This is a genomic window from Streptomyces sp. NPDC051064, assembly GCF_044455985.1.
GTDB lineage: Bacteria > Actinomycetota > Actinomycetes > Streptomycetales > Streptomycetaceae > Streptomyces.
The window spans coordinates 1-13,939 of sequence record NZ_JBITFK010000021.1; the positions used below are offsets into that span (position 1 = coordinate 1).

Annotated in this window: 14 protein-coding genes and 3 pseudogenes; 10 read left to right on the plus strand and 7 right to left on the minus strand. The window is 67.0% G+C overall.

Going from position 1 to position 13,939, the window contains the following annotated elements; all coding sequences use genetic code 11:
* Positions 1-365: 365 nt before the first annotated feature.
* Positions 366-506: pseudogene (locus tag ACIBCU_RS37955) on the minus strand (Tn3 family transposase); the annotation flags it as partial.
* Between the two features lie 312 nt (positions 507-818).
* Positions 819-1,658, minus strand: coding sequence for an SDR family oxidoreductase (locus tag ACIBCU_RS37960; RefSeq protein WP_399237211.1), 840 nt, complete (start codon positions 1,656-1,658; stop codon positions 819-821).
* Between the two features lie 92 nt (positions 1,659-1,750).
* On the opposite strand from ACIBCU_RS37960, the gene ACIBCU_RS37965 reads away from it, so the two are divergent.
* Positions 1,751-2,122 carry a helix-turn-helix domain-containing protein gene (locus ACIBCU_RS37965; RefSeq protein ID WP_362940868.1) on the plus strand — a complete coding sequence of 124 codons (372 nt, stop codon included), beginning with the start codon at positions 1,751-1,753 and terminating at the stop codon, positions 2,120-2,122.
* Between the two features lie 266 nt (positions 2,123-2,388).
* Here ACIBCU_RS37965 and ACIBCU_RS37970 read toward each other — a convergent pair whose 3' ends face one another.
* A complete protein-coding gene (locus ACIBCU_RS37970) occupies positions 2,389-3,429 on the minus strand; it encodes an NAD(P)-dependent alcohol dehydrogenase (RefSeq protein WP_399237213.1) in 1,041 nt (346 codons plus the stop codon).
* Between the two features lie 93 nt (positions 3,430-3,522).
* Here ACIBCU_RS37970 and ACIBCU_RS37975 point away from each other — a divergent pair, with 93 nt between their 5' ends.
* Positions 3,523-4,131: a TetR family transcriptional regulator gene (locus ACIBCU_RS37975; protein WP_399237215.1), complete on the plus strand. Its 609-nt coding sequence runs from the start codon at positions 3,523-3,525 to the stop codon at positions 4,129-4,131.
* 320 nt (positions 4,132-4,451) lie between these two features.
* A pseudogene (locus ACIBCU_RS37980) lies at positions 4,452-5,041 on the plus strand (transposase); the annotation flags it as partial.
* Between the two features lie 36 nt (positions 5,042-5,077).
* Here the strand turns inward: ACIBCU_RS37980 and ACIBCU_RS37985 are convergent.
* Complete coding sequence (locus ACIBCU_RS37985) at positions 5,078-6,046, minus strand: transposase (RefSeq protein ID WP_399237217.1); 969 nt, start codon at positions 6,044-6,046, stop codon at positions 5,078-5,080.
* 50 nt (positions 6,047-6,096) lie between these two features.
* Positions 6,097-6,636: a transposase family protein gene (locus ACIBCU_RS37990; RefSeq protein ID WP_399237219.1), complete on the minus strand. Its 540-nt coding sequence runs from the start codon at positions 6,634-6,636 to the stop codon at positions 6,097-6,099.
* A gap of 88 nt (positions 6,637-6,724) precedes the next feature.
* Here ACIBCU_RS37990 and ACIBCU_RS37995 point away from each other — a divergent pair.
* A pseudogene (locus ACIBCU_RS37995) lies at positions 6,725-7,284 on the plus strand (transposase); the annotation flags it as partial.
* Positions 7,285-7,332: 48 nt separating this feature from the next.
* On the opposite strand, the gene ACIBCU_RS38000 reads toward ACIBCU_RS37995, so the two are convergent.
* Positions 7,333-7,497, minus strand: a complete 165-nt coding sequence (locus tag ACIBCU_RS38000) for a hypothetical protein (protein WP_362940886.1) — start codon at positions 7,495-7,497, stop codon at positions 7,333-7,335.
* Between the two features lie 18 nt (positions 7,498-7,515).
* Between ACIBCU_RS38000 and ACIBCU_RS38005 the strand changes: the two genes are divergently transcribed.
* Positions 7,516-8,400, plus strand: a complete 885-nt coding sequence (locus tag ACIBCU_RS38005; protein ID WP_399237221.1) for a fructosamine kinase family protein — start codon at positions 7,516-7,518, stop codon at positions 8,398-8,400.
* Between the two features lie 135 nt (positions 8,401-8,535).
* Here the strand turns inward: ACIBCU_RS38005 and ACIBCU_RS38010 are convergent, their stop codons facing one another.
* Complete coding sequence (locus ACIBCU_RS38010; RefSeq protein ID WP_362940943.1) at positions 8,536-9,039, minus strand: DUF6082 family protein; 504 nt, start codon at positions 9,037-9,039, stop codon at positions 8,536-8,538.
* A 255-nt stretch (positions 9,040-9,294) separates the two neighbouring features.
* On the opposite strand from ACIBCU_RS38010, the gene ACIBCU_RS38015 reads away from it, so the two are divergent.
* The 5 genes from ACIBCU_RS38015 to ACIBCU_RS38035 all read left to right on the plus strand — a co-directional run bounded on the left by ACIBCU_RS38015 (position 9,295) and on the right by ACIBCU_RS38035 (position 13,884).
* Positions 9,295-10,242 (plus strand): DUF5996 family protein, encoded by a 948-nt coding sequence (locus ACIBCU_RS38015; protein ID WP_362940891.1) that lies wholly within the window; start codon positions 9,295-9,297, stop codon positions 10,240-10,242.
* Between the two features lie 468 nt (positions 10,243-10,710).
* The gene (locus ACIBCU_RS38020; protein WP_362940894.1) at positions 10,711-11,442 is read left to right on the plus strand and encodes a flavodoxin family protein; all 732 of its coding nucleotides are present in this window, start codon (positions 10,711-10,713) and stop codon (positions 11,440-11,442) included.
* Positions 11,443-11,505: 63 nt separating this feature from the next.
* Complete coding sequence (locus ACIBCU_RS38025; protein WP_362940897.1) at positions 11,506-12,150, plus strand: RraA family protein; 645 nt, start codon at positions 11,506-11,508, stop codon at positions 12,148-12,150.
* A gap of 388 nt (positions 12,151-12,538) precedes the next feature.
* Entirely contained in the window at positions 12,539-13,369 is an 831-nt protein-coding gene (locus tag ACIBCU_RS38030; protein WP_362940900.1) for an alpha/beta hydrolase, read from the plus strand.
* A 392-nt stretch (positions 13,370-13,761) separates the two neighbouring features.
* Positions 13,762-13,884, plus strand: a complete 123-nt coding sequence (locus ACIBCU_RS38035; protein ID WP_399237225.1) for a hypothetical protein — start codon at positions 13,762-13,764, stop codon at positions 13,882-13,884.
* Positions 13,885-13,939 lie beyond the last annotated feature (55 nt).

Genomic DNA, 13,939 nt, shown 5'->3' on the forward strand with positions numbered 1-13,939 from the left:
ACCCTCCGACACGAGGGAACACCCGCTCCGCAACAACCCGCCACAGAGTCTGCCGCTACAGAACCACGTCCTGCCGATCACCACCCACCAGCAGACCCACCAGACCCCACACCAACCGGCACAACACCGGAACCGCCCGGTCCGAAAACCGCCCCCGGGCAGAACCACGACCATCACGGGACCGCAGCCACCACAGCACCAGCCTGATCACCCCACACCCCCGCAAACCCGACCAGAGCGAACACCAGGCATGAAAAAACGACCACAACACCTCGCACCGCGTGAGGTGTCTACCGCCAGGTGGCGTGCAGGGCTCAATAACTACTTGGGGCTGTGGTCGCGCTGCTGAAGGGCGGCGAAGTCGGCTTGTGCCTCGACTCCTGCACGGTGAGCTGGTGGTTCACCTGCCGCCGGTAGGTGTCATCGACCGGGTCCACCACGCGCAGCAGGTGCTCGGTTTTGGCGATCCGCCCGTACTCGCCGAACGCCTGCCCCAGCGGAGTCGGGTGGCGAGCTTGTGGGCCCTCGCCTTGGTCAGCCGCTTCACGGCTGTCGCCCAACGCTGCCGGGGAGCGCGCGGCTCGATGTCGCTGCCCTTGATCACCTTGGCGAACTCGGCGCCGGACGGGGTCCGAGCACGAACGGACCAAGAAACCGGTGTTACTGTCCGAAGTTGACAGCCCGTGATCCAGGACCGGTCCGCCCCGTCCAGTTCGCCGAGGCTGATCGCGGCCTCCTCGGAGGTGGAGCCGACTCTCGTCGGCATCATTTTTCGGCGAGTGCCACGGGAGTCGGAACTCGCCTATAGAGCCGCAGTCTCAGCGGAACGCGGCGACGTTGCGGGCGGCCCAGTCGGCGAAGGGGCGTGGGGCGCGGCCGAGAACTCGCTGGACGTCCGGGCTGACACGCAGTTCGGCCGGGCTCGGGGAGCCGAGGATGTCCAGGGTGTCGTCGGCGAGCTCCGCCGGCATGCTCTGGGTCATGGCGGCCTTGGCCTCGTCGCGGGTGAGCTCGTGGAACCTCACCGGCGAGCCCAGGGCGGCGGCGATGGCCTCGGCCTGCTGACGCGGAGTGACCACCTGCGGGCCGGTCAGCTCGTAGACGCCGCCGGTGTGCCGGTCATCCAGCAGGCAGGCCGCCGCGACCGCGGCGATGTCCGCCGGGTCGATGATCGGCACCCCGATGTCACCGAAGGGCGCGGCGACGACCTGTTGCGCGCGGACGGACTCGGCCCACCACAGGGCATTGGAGGCGAAGCCACCCGGCCGCAGGATGGACCACTGCAGACCGGACTCCCGCAACGTGTCCTCCAGTACGCGCATCGCGATCCGCGTTTGGCCGGAGGGCCTGGTCACCACTCCCAGCGTGGAGAGCAGGACGACCCGGCGAACCCCGCTGGCCGCAGCTTCGCCAATGATGTCGGCAGGGTTGGCTCCAGTGGCGTGCAGGTCGCCGGACAGCAGCAGGAACAGCGCCTTCGCCCCGGCCAGCGCGGGCGGGAGGCTGGCCGGCTCGGCCAGGTCGGCCACCACGTGGCGGGCACCGTTGGGCACCGCTGCCGTGTGCCGTGACACCGCCGTCACCTGCCGGCCCGCTTCGGTCAGGGCCTGCATCAACGGCCGGCCGATATTCCCGGTGGCTCCGGTCACCACGATCATCTTCAGCTCCCTTGTCAAATGTCTTCTGTGGCCCTCACGTTAGGAGCGAGGCTAACTTCTGGTAAGGGCATACCTTTGGGTAAGCTCATGGCATGACAGAAAGCGTGCAGCGTGGAGAGGTTGAGGCGGAGGGGCGGTATGACGTGTTTCACACCGACTGCCCGGCGCGCGGTGTGGTCGACCACGTGACCAGTAGATGGGGGGTCTGGGTACTGATCTCCTTGCGGAGCAGAAGCCTTCGGTTCTACGAGCTGCGCGAGAGCATCCAGGGCATCAGCGAGAAGATGCTCGCCCAGACGCTGCGGGCGCTGGTCCAAGACGGCCTGATCTGGCGGGAGGTCGAGCCGACGACGCCGCCGCAGGTCACCTACGGGCTGACCGAGTTCGGCCGGGACGTCGGCGAGCCGTTGACGGAGATGTTCGACCGGATCACACGGCGGCTGTCGCCGCAGAGCACGGGCTAGCGGGGTGCCGATTGGTGCACATCCGCGACGCGATGGACGACCGATGTTTCCGGCCCTGTACTCCCGAAGCTGCGATGAGGTGACAAGTCGCTTTCCGGGATCGACCGATTGAGGCGGGATCGCCTCTCAGGACGAATGAGAGGACGTCGGGGATGGGTTCGACGATGCCCGTTTCTCAGAAACGGTCATCTGCGAGAGGGCAGGGTGCCGGGCCATGCGCGCGCCGTTGTCCGGCCCGCACGTCATGGCCCCGGCCAACTGTCTCTTCAGTCCAGGTCGGACATGTCGAGCACGAAGCGGTAGCGGACGTCGTTTCGCCGGAGGCGGTCGAGTGCCGTGTCCACCTGTGACGACGGGAGTACTTCAATGTCGGCGGCGATGCTGTTGTCGGCGCAGAATTGGAGCATCTCGGCTGTCGCCAGGCGGCCTCCGCTGCCCGCGGAACTGAGCTTCTTGCGGCCGATGAGCAAGGCCGTGGCCTCGACGGTGACGGGGCCCAGGTACCCGAGGAGGCTGAGGGTGCCGTCCATCGCCACCAACTTCAAATACGGGGCGACGTCGTGAGGGGCGGAGATGGTGTCGATCACGACGTCGAAGGTGTCGCGCGCCGCAGCCATGTACTGGGTATCGGTGGAGTCGATGAGGTCGTGAGCGCCGAGCTTACGGGCGTCGTCGCGCTTGTCCTGGGTTCGGCTGATGACGGTCGTGGTGGCGCCGAGTGCCACGGCCATCTTGACCGCGAGGTGGCCCAGGCCGCCGAGCCCGGCCACAGCGACGCGGCTGCCGGGCCCCACGCCGAGGTGGCGCAGGGGTTCCCAGACGGTGACGCCGGCGCACATCAGCGGGGCGGCTGCGGCCGGGTCGAGGCCGGAGGGGAGCGGGTAGGCGAAGGCGTCGCGCACGACGTACTCGCGGGAGTAGCCGCCCAGAGTGGTCGACCCGTCCTGCCGGTCGGTGCCACCGTAGGTCAGAGTCGGGAAGGAGTGGCAGAAATTCTCCTGTCCGGCTTCGCACATGGCGCACACGCCGCAGGAGTCGACGATGTTGCCCACCGCGACGCGGTCGCCGACCGAGAAGGTGGTTACCTCCCCTCCGGTCCCGGCCACCACGCCGGTGAATTCGTGACCGGGCACCAGGGGCACTTCCGTGTGCGGGTCGTAGGCGCGCAGGGCGTGCAGGTCGGTGTGGCACACGCCGCAGTAGTCGACCCGCACCGCGATGTCATCCGGGCGCAGGTCACGGCGCTCCAGCGAAGTGCGCCCCAGTGCCGTCGGGCCGGCCGCCTGCCATCCGGTGGTCGTTCGCATACTCACTCCCTAAACAGACTGTTCGGTCTGCCGCAGTTTAAATGCGACCACACATCAAGGCAAACCAACTGTTCTGTTTGGTAGGCTGCGGGCATGCCGGAACAGCCCCAGACCTCGCGAGGCGCCGCGACCTACCAGCGCATCTTGGACGCTGCCACCGAAGAGTTCGCCCAGCACGGCATCGCCGGGGCGCGCATCGAACGCATCGTGACGGCAGCGCGCACCAACAAGGCACAGCTCTACGCCTACTTCGGCGACAAGGAGCGACTTTTCGACGCGATCTTCCTCAGCTCGCTGGAGCGCATCACCAACGTCGTGCCCATCGACGCCGACGATCTCGCGGAGTGGGCCGTTCGTCTCTACGACGAGTACCTGCGCCGCCCCGACCTCATCCGGCTGGCGACCTGGACACGACTGGAGCGCCGGCCTGCCGGGCACCTCGTCGAGACCCACCAGCACTACGACGACCGCAAGCTCACGGCCATCGCCGAGGCCCAGGCCGCCGGGCGCGTCCGCGCAGGTGACCCGTTCGACATCATGGCCATGGTCATCGCCATGTCCATGGCCTGGTCACCGGTCAGCAACGTATATGCCGCCAGCAGCCAAGAACCCGATGACGTACATGACCAGCGCCGCGCCCTGCTCCGCGACTGCGTCCAAAGCGCCACCGCGGCCGGCGGAGGCCACGCATCCCCCTCATGACTGCCACCAACACCCCTGGTGACGCTCACGCACGTTGCCTGGGCTCCGGCCAGGACCGGAGCCCAGGTCTCACGCCGGAACGGCGGCTGCTTCCCCCTGCGGGGGCGCGCGGGCCGGGTACCGCCGCCCGGATGGACAGGTCCAGGTCGAGGCGGCTGTTCATGTCCAGCTCGAATCTGCCGTACGGATACACGTGGGTCCAGAACAGCGGCGACAGCGCCCGGCGGTCCGCGTCGGTGAGCTTCTCCGCCGACTTCGGATCGGCCAGGACGGGGACTGTAAAACGTTCGGCGTAACTCCCGATCATGGAAGATGCATCGATGACCAGCAACAACGTAACCGAGACCGAGTCCGGCGAGCAGTCTGAGGCGGTGCCGGTGAAGTCTGTGGACGATCGGCTGATTGACGAGCTGGGGGGCCGGGCTCAGGCCGAGGGCCTGCAGCTGACCGGCGAGGGCGGGCTGTTCCAGCAGCTGACCAAGCGGCTCCTGGAGTCGGCCCTCGATGGCGAGATCACAGACCACCTCGGCTATGACAAGCACGATCCCGCCGGGAAGAACGGCGGCAACTCACGTAACGGCACCCGAGCCAAGACCGTGCTGACCGATGTCGGCCCGGTGGAGATAACTGTGCCCCGCGACCGTGAGGGTTCCTTCGAGCCGAAGATCGTCAAGAAACGGCAGCAGCGTCTTCCGGCGTGGACGAGATGGTCATCCCACTCGCCGCGAAGGGCCTGACCACCGGTGAGGTCCAGGCCCACCTCGCCGAGGTCTACGGCGCCGACGTGCCCCGCCAGACCATCTCCACGATCACCGACAATATTCTCGACGGCATGGCCGAATGGCAGAACCGGCCCCTCGACGCCGTGTACCCGGTGGTCTTCATCGACGCCATCCACGTGAAGGTCCGGGTTCTGTCGACGATCTTGTGATCCAGGTGGCCCGGCTCATTGCGCGAGCAGGACGCCTTTGCGAAGGAGATCGAGGCCGGCCCGGCCGAACATCTGCCGTTTCAGCATCTTCAGCCGGTTGATGTTGCCTTCAACGGCGCCGGAACTGTGGGGAAGAGACAGTCCGTTGCGGACGGCGTCGAAGTCGCGGCGGAGGTTGCGGGCGAAGCCCGCGAGTGGGGCGAGGGCGTCTCGTTCGACCTCGGTGATCCAGTCATCGAGGCGGTCGCCGTGGCGTGCGGTCATCATGACGGCGAACTTCCTGACGTGAAGAGTAAGCCGGTCCAGTTCGGGAACGCGTTCACGCAGCCGATGAAGCTTGTCGGCGACCTCGCCATGCAGGTGTTCGGGGTGAGTCATGATCCACGAGGTGACCTCGCGAACCGGCGGAGGCGTCGGCCCCGGATCGGGTGCGTGTCCGCGCCCGGTGCGGTATGGCCGCAGATAACGTTGCACGGCCAACTCGCCCCCGGGGTAGCCCTGTTCCTGAATCTCGCGGTAGAGCTGGGCGGCGTTCCTGACGCCATCGTTCCAGCGCCGGTGCAGGTAGCCGACATACGGGTCGACGGCGTGCGCCCGCTGCAGGCTCTTGGCGACGACGTCGTCCGCGGAAGGGCCGTTAACCGGTTTGCGGACGGTGGCCTGGTGCAGTCCAAGTTTCCGGCCGATCCCCGCCTTCGACTTCCCCTGCTGACACAGCTCGTGGGCGGCGGCATGCTGTTCACGGAGCCGAGTCACGATCTTCAGCTCCGTCTGCGGTGGGACTACATGCGGTTTGTCGGGAGTGTCCGTGGGTTCCGAAGGCGGTTCGGCCAGACGGGAGCGATGACCGTTCACCGTCTTCTCGACCGCCTGGCCGAGATTGGCCCACAGATGATGACGATCAGCTGCCTGCTCGGCCTGCGGCGCTCCGATGCGTGCGCCCTCCGCGTAACAGCTGGACCGGTCCCGGCAGATCACCTTCACCTCGGGGTGGTCACGGAGCCACGCGGCGAGGTCCTCGCCTTCGCGCCCGTCTAGAGATGCAGTGGACGGTGGGTGGCCATGTCGATCAGCACCGTGCCATAGTGACGGCGCTTGCGGAAGGCGAAGTCGTCGACGCCAAGGACCTCCACCTCGCCGACCTCCGGTTCGGGCAGGGCTCTGACCAGCCGCAGCAGCCTGTCCTTGCCCGCGGTGACGCCGACCGCGGAGGCCAGGCGGACTCCTGCCCGGTCGGCCAGGGCCAGTCCGATCCGCGTCAGCACCCCGCGCAATAGCGGGGTCTGCCGACTGTGCGGGGTCGTCAGACCCACGATCTGTTCGGCGAACGTCACCGCCGTGCAGGAAGTGTTCTCGCAGCGGAACCGGCGTACGCGTAACTCGATCACCACGCCGAGCCCGCCCACGGCGACGTCACGCAGCTTGCGTACGTACCGGCCGTGCACCCGAGCGGAGCTCTGACCGCACCGGCAGGTCCCGCTCCTCGCCCGCACCCGCGTCCTCAACACCACCTTGTCCGGCCGTCTCTCGACCTCCTCGATGAGCAACGCGGACAGGTAAGGAAACAGCTCCAAAGCACATCACGAGAGCACGCAATGCATGATTGCGAACGCTCGGCACCAACCGCTCAACCGTCCGGATCACAAGATCGTCGACAGAACCAAGATCCGCGACGGGGCGGTCGCCAACCGGCCCATATATGTTGCCCTCGAGGTCACGACCGAAGGTCGGCGGGACATCCTCGGGCTGTGGGCCGGCGACGGCGGCGAGGGGGCCAAGCACTGGATGCACATCCTCACCGAGATCAAGAACCGCGGCGTGAAACACGTCCTCATGCTCGTCTGCGACGGGCTCAAGGGCCTGCCCGACGCCGTCGAGACCGTCTGGCCGAGTTCGCCGACGCCTGGGGCAAGAAGCATCCGGCGATCGTCCGGCTCTGACGCGTGGGAGGAATTCACCCCGTTCCTCCGCTTCGACACCGAGATCCGCCGCATCGTCTGCACCACCAACGCGATCGAATCCGTCAACGCCAGGATCCACCGGGCGGGCAAGGCCCGCGGCCACTTCCCCAACGAGCAGGTTGCGTTGAAATGGGTCTCATGGCGATCATGCCCTTGGACCCCACCGGCAGAGGCCAGGCCCGCTGGACCATGCGCTGGAAGACCGCGCTGAACGCCTTCGACATCACCTTCGACGGCCGTCTCTCCGCAGCACGCCAGTAACCCTCAACAACACGAGATACACGCTCGTTTGACAGACCCGGGGATTGATCAAACCGCCGGTGGGGCGGAGGATTCGTGATCGGTGGTGTGCCGGTCGAGTCTGGCCAGCAGATCGTCCAGCTCGGAGGCGGTGAACTTCCACTGGAACGGCTGTGCTGTGGCGTTGTAGCGGTCTTCGAATGCTCGGAGCCGGTCATCGTTGATTTCGACCACGACGACAGGAGCACACCCGTGACAGACGCGATGTCCTTCCTGCTCGAACGCCTGCATGCGGCCGGCCTGACCGACGTCGTCGCAGCCGAGCCAGCCACTGGAGGCCTCGCCGCGACCGCGGGGCTCGCGCGCTGCGGTGACGGCACGTCGGTGTTCGTCAAGGCGTTCGGCGAGCCGCCGTCGGACGACGCCTTCGCCGCGGAAGCCGAAGGGCTCACCGTGCTGCGCGAGGCGGGCGGCGTCGCCACGCCCGAGATCATCCTCACGGACCGCGACTTGCTCGTGTTGTCCGTGCTGCAGCCCCGGCCGGGCACCAAGGCCTTTTGGGAGCAGCTCGCGCATGTGCTCGCTCACCTGCACACCACCACGCGGTTCCCCCGATTCGGGTGGCACCGGGACAACTGGCTGGGCCGTCGTCGGCAGGTCAACACCTGGGATGACGACGGGTTCGAGTTCTTCGCCCAGCATCGTCTGCTGCGCTGGCTCGGCGAGCGTCGCGTCCAGGATGCGCTCGACGCCGCGGACCGGGCGGCGCTGGAGCGGCTGTGCGACCGGCTGCCCGAGCTGCTGCCGGTCAGGCCCGCGTGCCTGACGCACGGCGACCTGTGGGCGCTGAACGTCATGGCCACCCCCGACGGGCGGCCCGCACTGATCGACCCGGCCGTGTCGTACACGTGGGCCGAGGTCGACCTGGCCCACCTGTGGACGACGGCGCCGCCGCCCGAGGCGCACGTGTTCTTCAAGCTCTACGCCGAGCTGACCGGGCTCGACCGCGACTGGCGTGAACGCATGCCGATCCTCCAGCTACGCCAGCACCTGGCCGTGATCGCCCAGTTCGACCCCGACTGGGGCGCCGCCGACCTCGTGCGCGCCACGCTCGCCCCGTTCCGGCAGCGGCCCTGAGCTCAGCTGAGTAGACGGCACGACCCGGCTCCGGAGTCAACCCCCGAAGGACTTCCAAAGCCGACCCACTTGGACGGCCGAACCGGCACCCTCCGATTCACCCGCCAAGCAGCGACGTGGGAGCCGACGCGGTGATCACGGCCTGCCCCGTGGATCCTGGAACTCGACAACAGCAAGTGCCGGCCCTGCCGCTACGGCAGCTTGATAGCGCTCATCCACCAGGCGAACGAAGACGCGGTCGAGGCGATCACCAGCCTCCATGGTGCGGCGCCAACCGGGCCCTTCGCGTTCCCACTGTTCGCGCGCGATCTCACCGCGGAAGTGTCCGTCGAGTTTTACGGCGAGCTTCTCGGCAGACAGGTGGCCGATACAGAAGCGCTGTAGCAACTCGCCGAGAGCGAGCGACGTGATCAGATGCTGTTGATGCCGTTTCAAGGTGACCTGTCCAACAGGCGGTAACCATGCCTGAAGTAGATCTGGGTTGCTCAGCGCGGAAGTCGCGAGTTGGAGATGGCTATCCCTGATGGCCTGCTCGTTGCTCGTACGGGCCTGGCGCACCTGGTAGAGGAGCGAGAGAGCCACCCCGGCCAGAGCAATGGCCGAGAGCACGACCGACACAGCCCCGTATGCCTGGCTGATGTCACTGAGCCTCCCCCAGTCAAATGAACCTCACCATGGATCAACCCACCGGGGCACTCACCTCGGGGAGCGGAAACGCGCTACGCGCCCGACTGTGCCCACGTCTTCCTGACCCGCCCACGCCTGACAGCGCCGGCCGCTCGCTGCGAAGTTCCGAGGTTGCCCCTGACCAGGCGCTGCGTCACGCTGGGCGGAGGGGAGTTCCGGCTGCGAGGTGCGGCCTCGCCTCACGGCGATGCGCGAAAGGGAGATCCCATGTCACCTGCCGGGTTCGGGAGTCGGACGGAGTGGCCGCGGCTAGAGGTCGAGGAGTGGATCGAAACACGCGGCACCCTCCACATGTGGGCACAGATCGTGGGCAAGGTGCGCCTGGCGCACGCTCCCTTGGTGAATCACTGGTGGCAGGTGACCTTCTACGTCACGCCGCGCGGTCTGACCACATCCGGTATCCCTTACGGGTCGGGCATGTTCGACATCGAGTTCGACTTCGTGCAGCACACACTGGTTATACGAACCAGCGACGGCGGCAGACGGGACATAGCACTCCAAGCCATGCCAGTTGCCGAGTTCCACGCCCGCTTGATGTCAGGCCTGTCCGAACTCGGCGTGGCTGTGGAGATCCAGAACCATCCGAACGAGACAGAGGTCGCGATCAGCTTCACGGAGGATTTCGAGCACTGCACTTATGACCCGCACGCGGTCCACCTGTTCTGGCGACAGCTCCTGCAGGCCCACAGAGGGATGACGGAATTTCGCTCGCACTTCACCGGCAAAGTGAGTCCCGTGCACTTCTTCTGGGGGGCGATGGACCTTGCCTGTACGCGCTTCTCCGGCCGCAGCGCGCCGACCCACCCCGGGGGCGCGCCGAACTGCGGGGACTGGGTGATGGTCGAGGGGTACTCCCACGAACTGAGTAGCTGCGGTTTCTGGCCGGGTGGTGGCGACGAGGGAGCGTTCTATTCGTACGCCTATCCGGAGCCGGAGGGCTTCGCCGCCTCTTCCGTGGCCCCCGAGGGAGCGTCCTACAGCCCCGAGGCCGGACAGTTCCTGCTGCCGTACGAGGTGGTGCGGCAGTCCGCCGACCCCGACCGGACCCTGGCCGCCTTCCTCCACAGTACGTACGACGCCGCGGCGGAGTGCGGCCGGTGGGACCGCTCCGCTCTGGAAACAGACCCCCGGCGCTGGGAATCCGAGCAGCGGTGACGCGCCGGCCCGGTCGGGGTGGGCGAGCGTCTCGCGGCCGCAACGGTCGCCTTCTCCGCGAAGGACGAACCCGGCGGAGAGCCGCTGCGCCACCGCGAACACGGCGGCCGTAGCGCGATCGACGACGCCCGCGAGAGCGGAAGCCGTGGCAGGCGGGACGCCGGCGCGGCTGCCTGCCGAGGGGCAAGGGCCGGGTGCGAGTCACCGCGCCTTCACCGCAGGCCGGAGGAAGACCGGGAGGTACCAGGTGTACGGCTTCTCACGCGGGGCGGCGGACTCCCGCAATGGGAAGAAGGCCGGCGGAGTCTCGCGTCCTGTGCCTTCCACTACCGGCACCGGCACCCGTCTACGGTGACGGTCCCGTTGCCACATGCAACCCCATATCTCCCGTTTGCGGGGATCGGTGTATCAGCGGATGATGTCGAATAACTGCCGAATCTTCTTCACTCTCCTGTGGACGGTGTTGCTGTGTCCGATCGCCCTCAATCCAGCACTCCTCCTCGGTTCGACGATCTGCGCGCAGTGTTCGTCAACGCGACCCTGAAGCGGTCACCGGAGGTGAGCAACACCGAGGGCCTCATCGACATGAGTGCGGCGATCATGCGCGATCACGGCGTCTCCGTCGAAGTGATCAGGGCAATGGATCACGATATTGCGACCGGGACATGGCCGGACATGACAGAACACGGGTGGGCGACGGACGAGTGGCCGACCCTTTTCCAGGGCATCCTGGACGCGGACATCCTGGTGCTGTGCGGGCCGATCTGGCTCGGCGACAACTCCTCCGTCATGAAGAAGGTCATCGAGCGCCTCTATGCCTGCTCGTCCCTCCTCAACGCAGCGGGGCAGTACGCCTACTACGGCAGGGCGGGCGGATGCCTGATCACCGGCAACGAAGACGGTGTCAAGCACTGTGCGATGAACGTGCTGTACAGCCTTCAGCACCTCGGGTACACCATCCCCCCGCAGGCAGACGCCGGTTGGAGCGGGGAGGCCGGACCGGGACCTTCCTACCTCGACCCAGGTTCGGGAGGCCCCGAGAACGACTTCACCAACAGGAACACGTCGTTCATGGCGTACAACCTCCTGCACGTGGCGGCCATGCTGAAGCGGGCGGGTGGTATCCCCGCCTACGGCAACCAGCGCTCCACGTGGGACGCCGGGTGCCGCAGCGATCGCGACAACCCCGAACACCGATGACGTCGCCGCAGCCGGTTCCCGGCAGGTGGTGAGCTGGCTGCCGCCGTGCGCGAAGGGAGCATGATGAGTCAGTCAGCAAGGCCTGAACTCGTGGACGAGCTGGCGAGAATGGGCTGCGCCGCTCTGGTCGACGCAATGGGCCGGGTGCACTCCCATCGCGCGCACATTCTCGCTCTCACCAGCCCCAGCCCCGACCGCCCCTTGTTCGGGCCGGCAGCGACCATTGCCTTCATGCCGTACCGCGACGACCTTCCGGAGTCGAAGACCGACTTCGCATCGCACTTCTACCGAGCCGTCGGCAAGCATCCGGCCAGGAGTGTCCTCGTGCTCTCCAGGGGCGGGTACCCGCAGGCGTCGCACGGCGGGGGCACGAAACTGTCACGGGTGGCGAACCACGGGATGTCCGGAGTCCTGACCGACGGCCGTCTGCGCGACTTCGAGCAACTCCGTGAGAGCGGCATCGCCGCGTGGTGCGCGGGCGAGGCGACACGCTGGGGCGGCGACACCGTCATGCCGTACGCCGCCGACATCACCGTGGAGGTCGGCGGCGTCTGCGTGACGCCCGGGGACTTCATCTACGCGGACGCGGCAGGCGCGGTGGTGATCCCGGCCGCCAGCCTGAACCGCGTCATCGAGGAGGCCGCGGCCGTCGACGCCGAGGACGCCCGGTTCGCTCGAACGATCCGTGACGAGAAGCTGCCGTTCTGAACAAGCCGTGGCCGCCTCGGCATACCATCCGGGTGCTGTCTGCGAGGGTCTCTGACATGCGGCCGCGCCCAGGCGCGGAGAATTCGCCGACTGGGCGGAGGAACAGAGCCGGCCAGGTCGAGCGTGAGCCCGCGACAGAGCGCACTGCTGAGCATGGCCCTCACCGGCGGCCTACAAGTCTCCGATGCAAACTGGTGAAATGCGGCGATCTATAGCAGGAAGGGTGAAGTGTGGCAGAGCGCATCTTCGCGTAACGTTTTGATGGGGCTAGCAAGTGAGCACCACGCGCCCAGCTGCTTTTCGTCCACTGAGAGACCGCGTCGGCACGGCTTCCTTGACAGCCCCGTCTACCCAAGTGGTCCACGCAGTTGTCTCGGAAGGATCAGCAATGAGCACGATCACCACCGCTGACGGCACGACCATCTTCTACAAGGACTGGGGCCCGCGCGACGGCCAGCCGATCGTCTTCCACCACGGGTGGCCGCTCAGCGCCGATGACTGGGACGCGCAGATGTTGTTCTTCCTCAACGAGGGGTACCGCGTCATCGCCCACGACCGCCGTGGTCACGGGCGCTCCAGCCAGGCCGCGACCGGCCACGACATGGACACCTACGTCGCCGACGTCACGGCACTGACGGACGCGCTCGACCTTCAGGGCGCGTTCCACATCGGGCACTCCACCGGCGGCGGTGAGGTCGCACGCTACGTGGCGCAAGCCAAGCCCGGACGGGTTGCAAAGGCCGTTCTGGTCAGCGCGGTACCGCCGGTCATGGTCAAGAAGGAATCCAACCCCGGCGGCACTCCCATTGGCGTCTTCGACGGATTCCGCACCGCGCTCGCCGCCAACCGCGCGCAGTTCTACATCGACGTGCCCGCCGGCCCCTTCTACGGCTTCAATCGGCCTGGCGCCGAGGTGTCGCAGGGCCTGATCGACAGGTGGTGGTGGCAGGGAATGATGGGCGCCGCCAACGCTCATTACGAGTGCATCAAGGCGTTCTCCGAAACCGACTTCACCGAGGACCTCAAGAAGATCGACGTCCCGGTTCTCGTCGCTCACGGCAGCGACGACCAGGTCGTCCCCATCGACGACTCTGCGCCGCTCTCCGCGAAGCTCCTGAAGAACGGCACGCTCAAGGTCTACGAGGGGTACCCGCACGGCATGCTGTCGACGCACCCCGAGGTCCTCAACCCGGACATTCTCGCCTTCCTGAATGCCTGACCTCGTACGGTCACGGCGCACCAGAGGGTCTGCTCCTGCGTCGTGGAGGAGCAGTCCCTCCCACGCCGCAGACGGCGAGAAGGCAGGTGGTCCCCTCGTCCGGCCATCCCGGCCAACTTCCGTGGTTCGTGACTGTGGGTTACGGGTTAGACCTCGAAAAGGGCTTCCTCTGGTGGCGGGATCGGAGGGTACGATCTGCCCGAATACAGCGTCTGGATCATGACTGGCCCATGCGCAGACACTGACGCGTTCTAAGGGTCGGCGACACCACCACCTGCGACAGGTGGTCGTTCCACACGTTCGGCAGTCCATCTCTCCTCGCTCGCCGTCTTGTTGTCGCGCCTGGCCGACTCTGGTGCACGACCCTGTGGGGACGGCGTACGCGTCGTCAAATGAATCAGCGCCTTGCCTGGCGTGACGACGGCGTACCCGTCCACACCCCGGCGTCCTCCGGGGCCGTCGCAGCCGAAGCGAACGCGTGCGGCTGCAAGTCGGGCCGCACCTGCTGCTCGTGAACATCTCATTGCCGGTTCGCGCTCCCCGCACCCGGCCCGTCGATACTGACCGGGC

Coding starts and splice junctions, on each gene's coding strand:
- ACIBCU_RS38015 (WP_362940891.1), top strand. CDS start 9,295: ATGTCACCTGCCGGGTTCGGGAGTCGGACGGAGTGGCCGCGGCTAGAG.
- ACIBCU_RS37960 (WP_399237211.1), bottom strand. CDS start 1,658: ATGATCGTGGTGACCGGAGCCACCGGGAATATCGGCCGGCCGTTGATG.
- ACIBCU_RS38025 (WP_362940897.1), top strand. CDS start 11,506: ATGAGTCAGTCAGCAAGGCCTGAACTCGTGGACGAGCTGGCGAGAATG.
- ACIBCU_RS37965 (WP_362940868.1), top strand. CDS start 1,751: ATGACAGAAAGCGTGCAGCGTGGAGAGGTTGAGGCGGAGGGGCGGTAT.
- ACIBCU_RS37975 (WP_399237215.1), top strand. CDS start 3,523: ATGCCGGAACAGCCCCAGACCTCGCGAGGCGCCGCGACCTACCAGCGC.
- ACIBCU_RS38035 (WP_399237225.1), top strand. CDS start 13,762: ATGAATCAGCGCCTTGCCTGGCGTGACGACGGCGTACCCGTCCACACC.
- ACIBCU_RS38030 (WP_362940900.1), top strand. CDS start 12,539: ATGAGCACGATCACCACCGCTGACGGCACGACCATCTTCTACAAGGAC.
- ACIBCU_RS37970 (WP_399237213.1), bottom strand. CDS start 3,429: ATGCGAACGACCACCGGATGGCAGGCGGCCGGCCCGACGGCACTGGGG.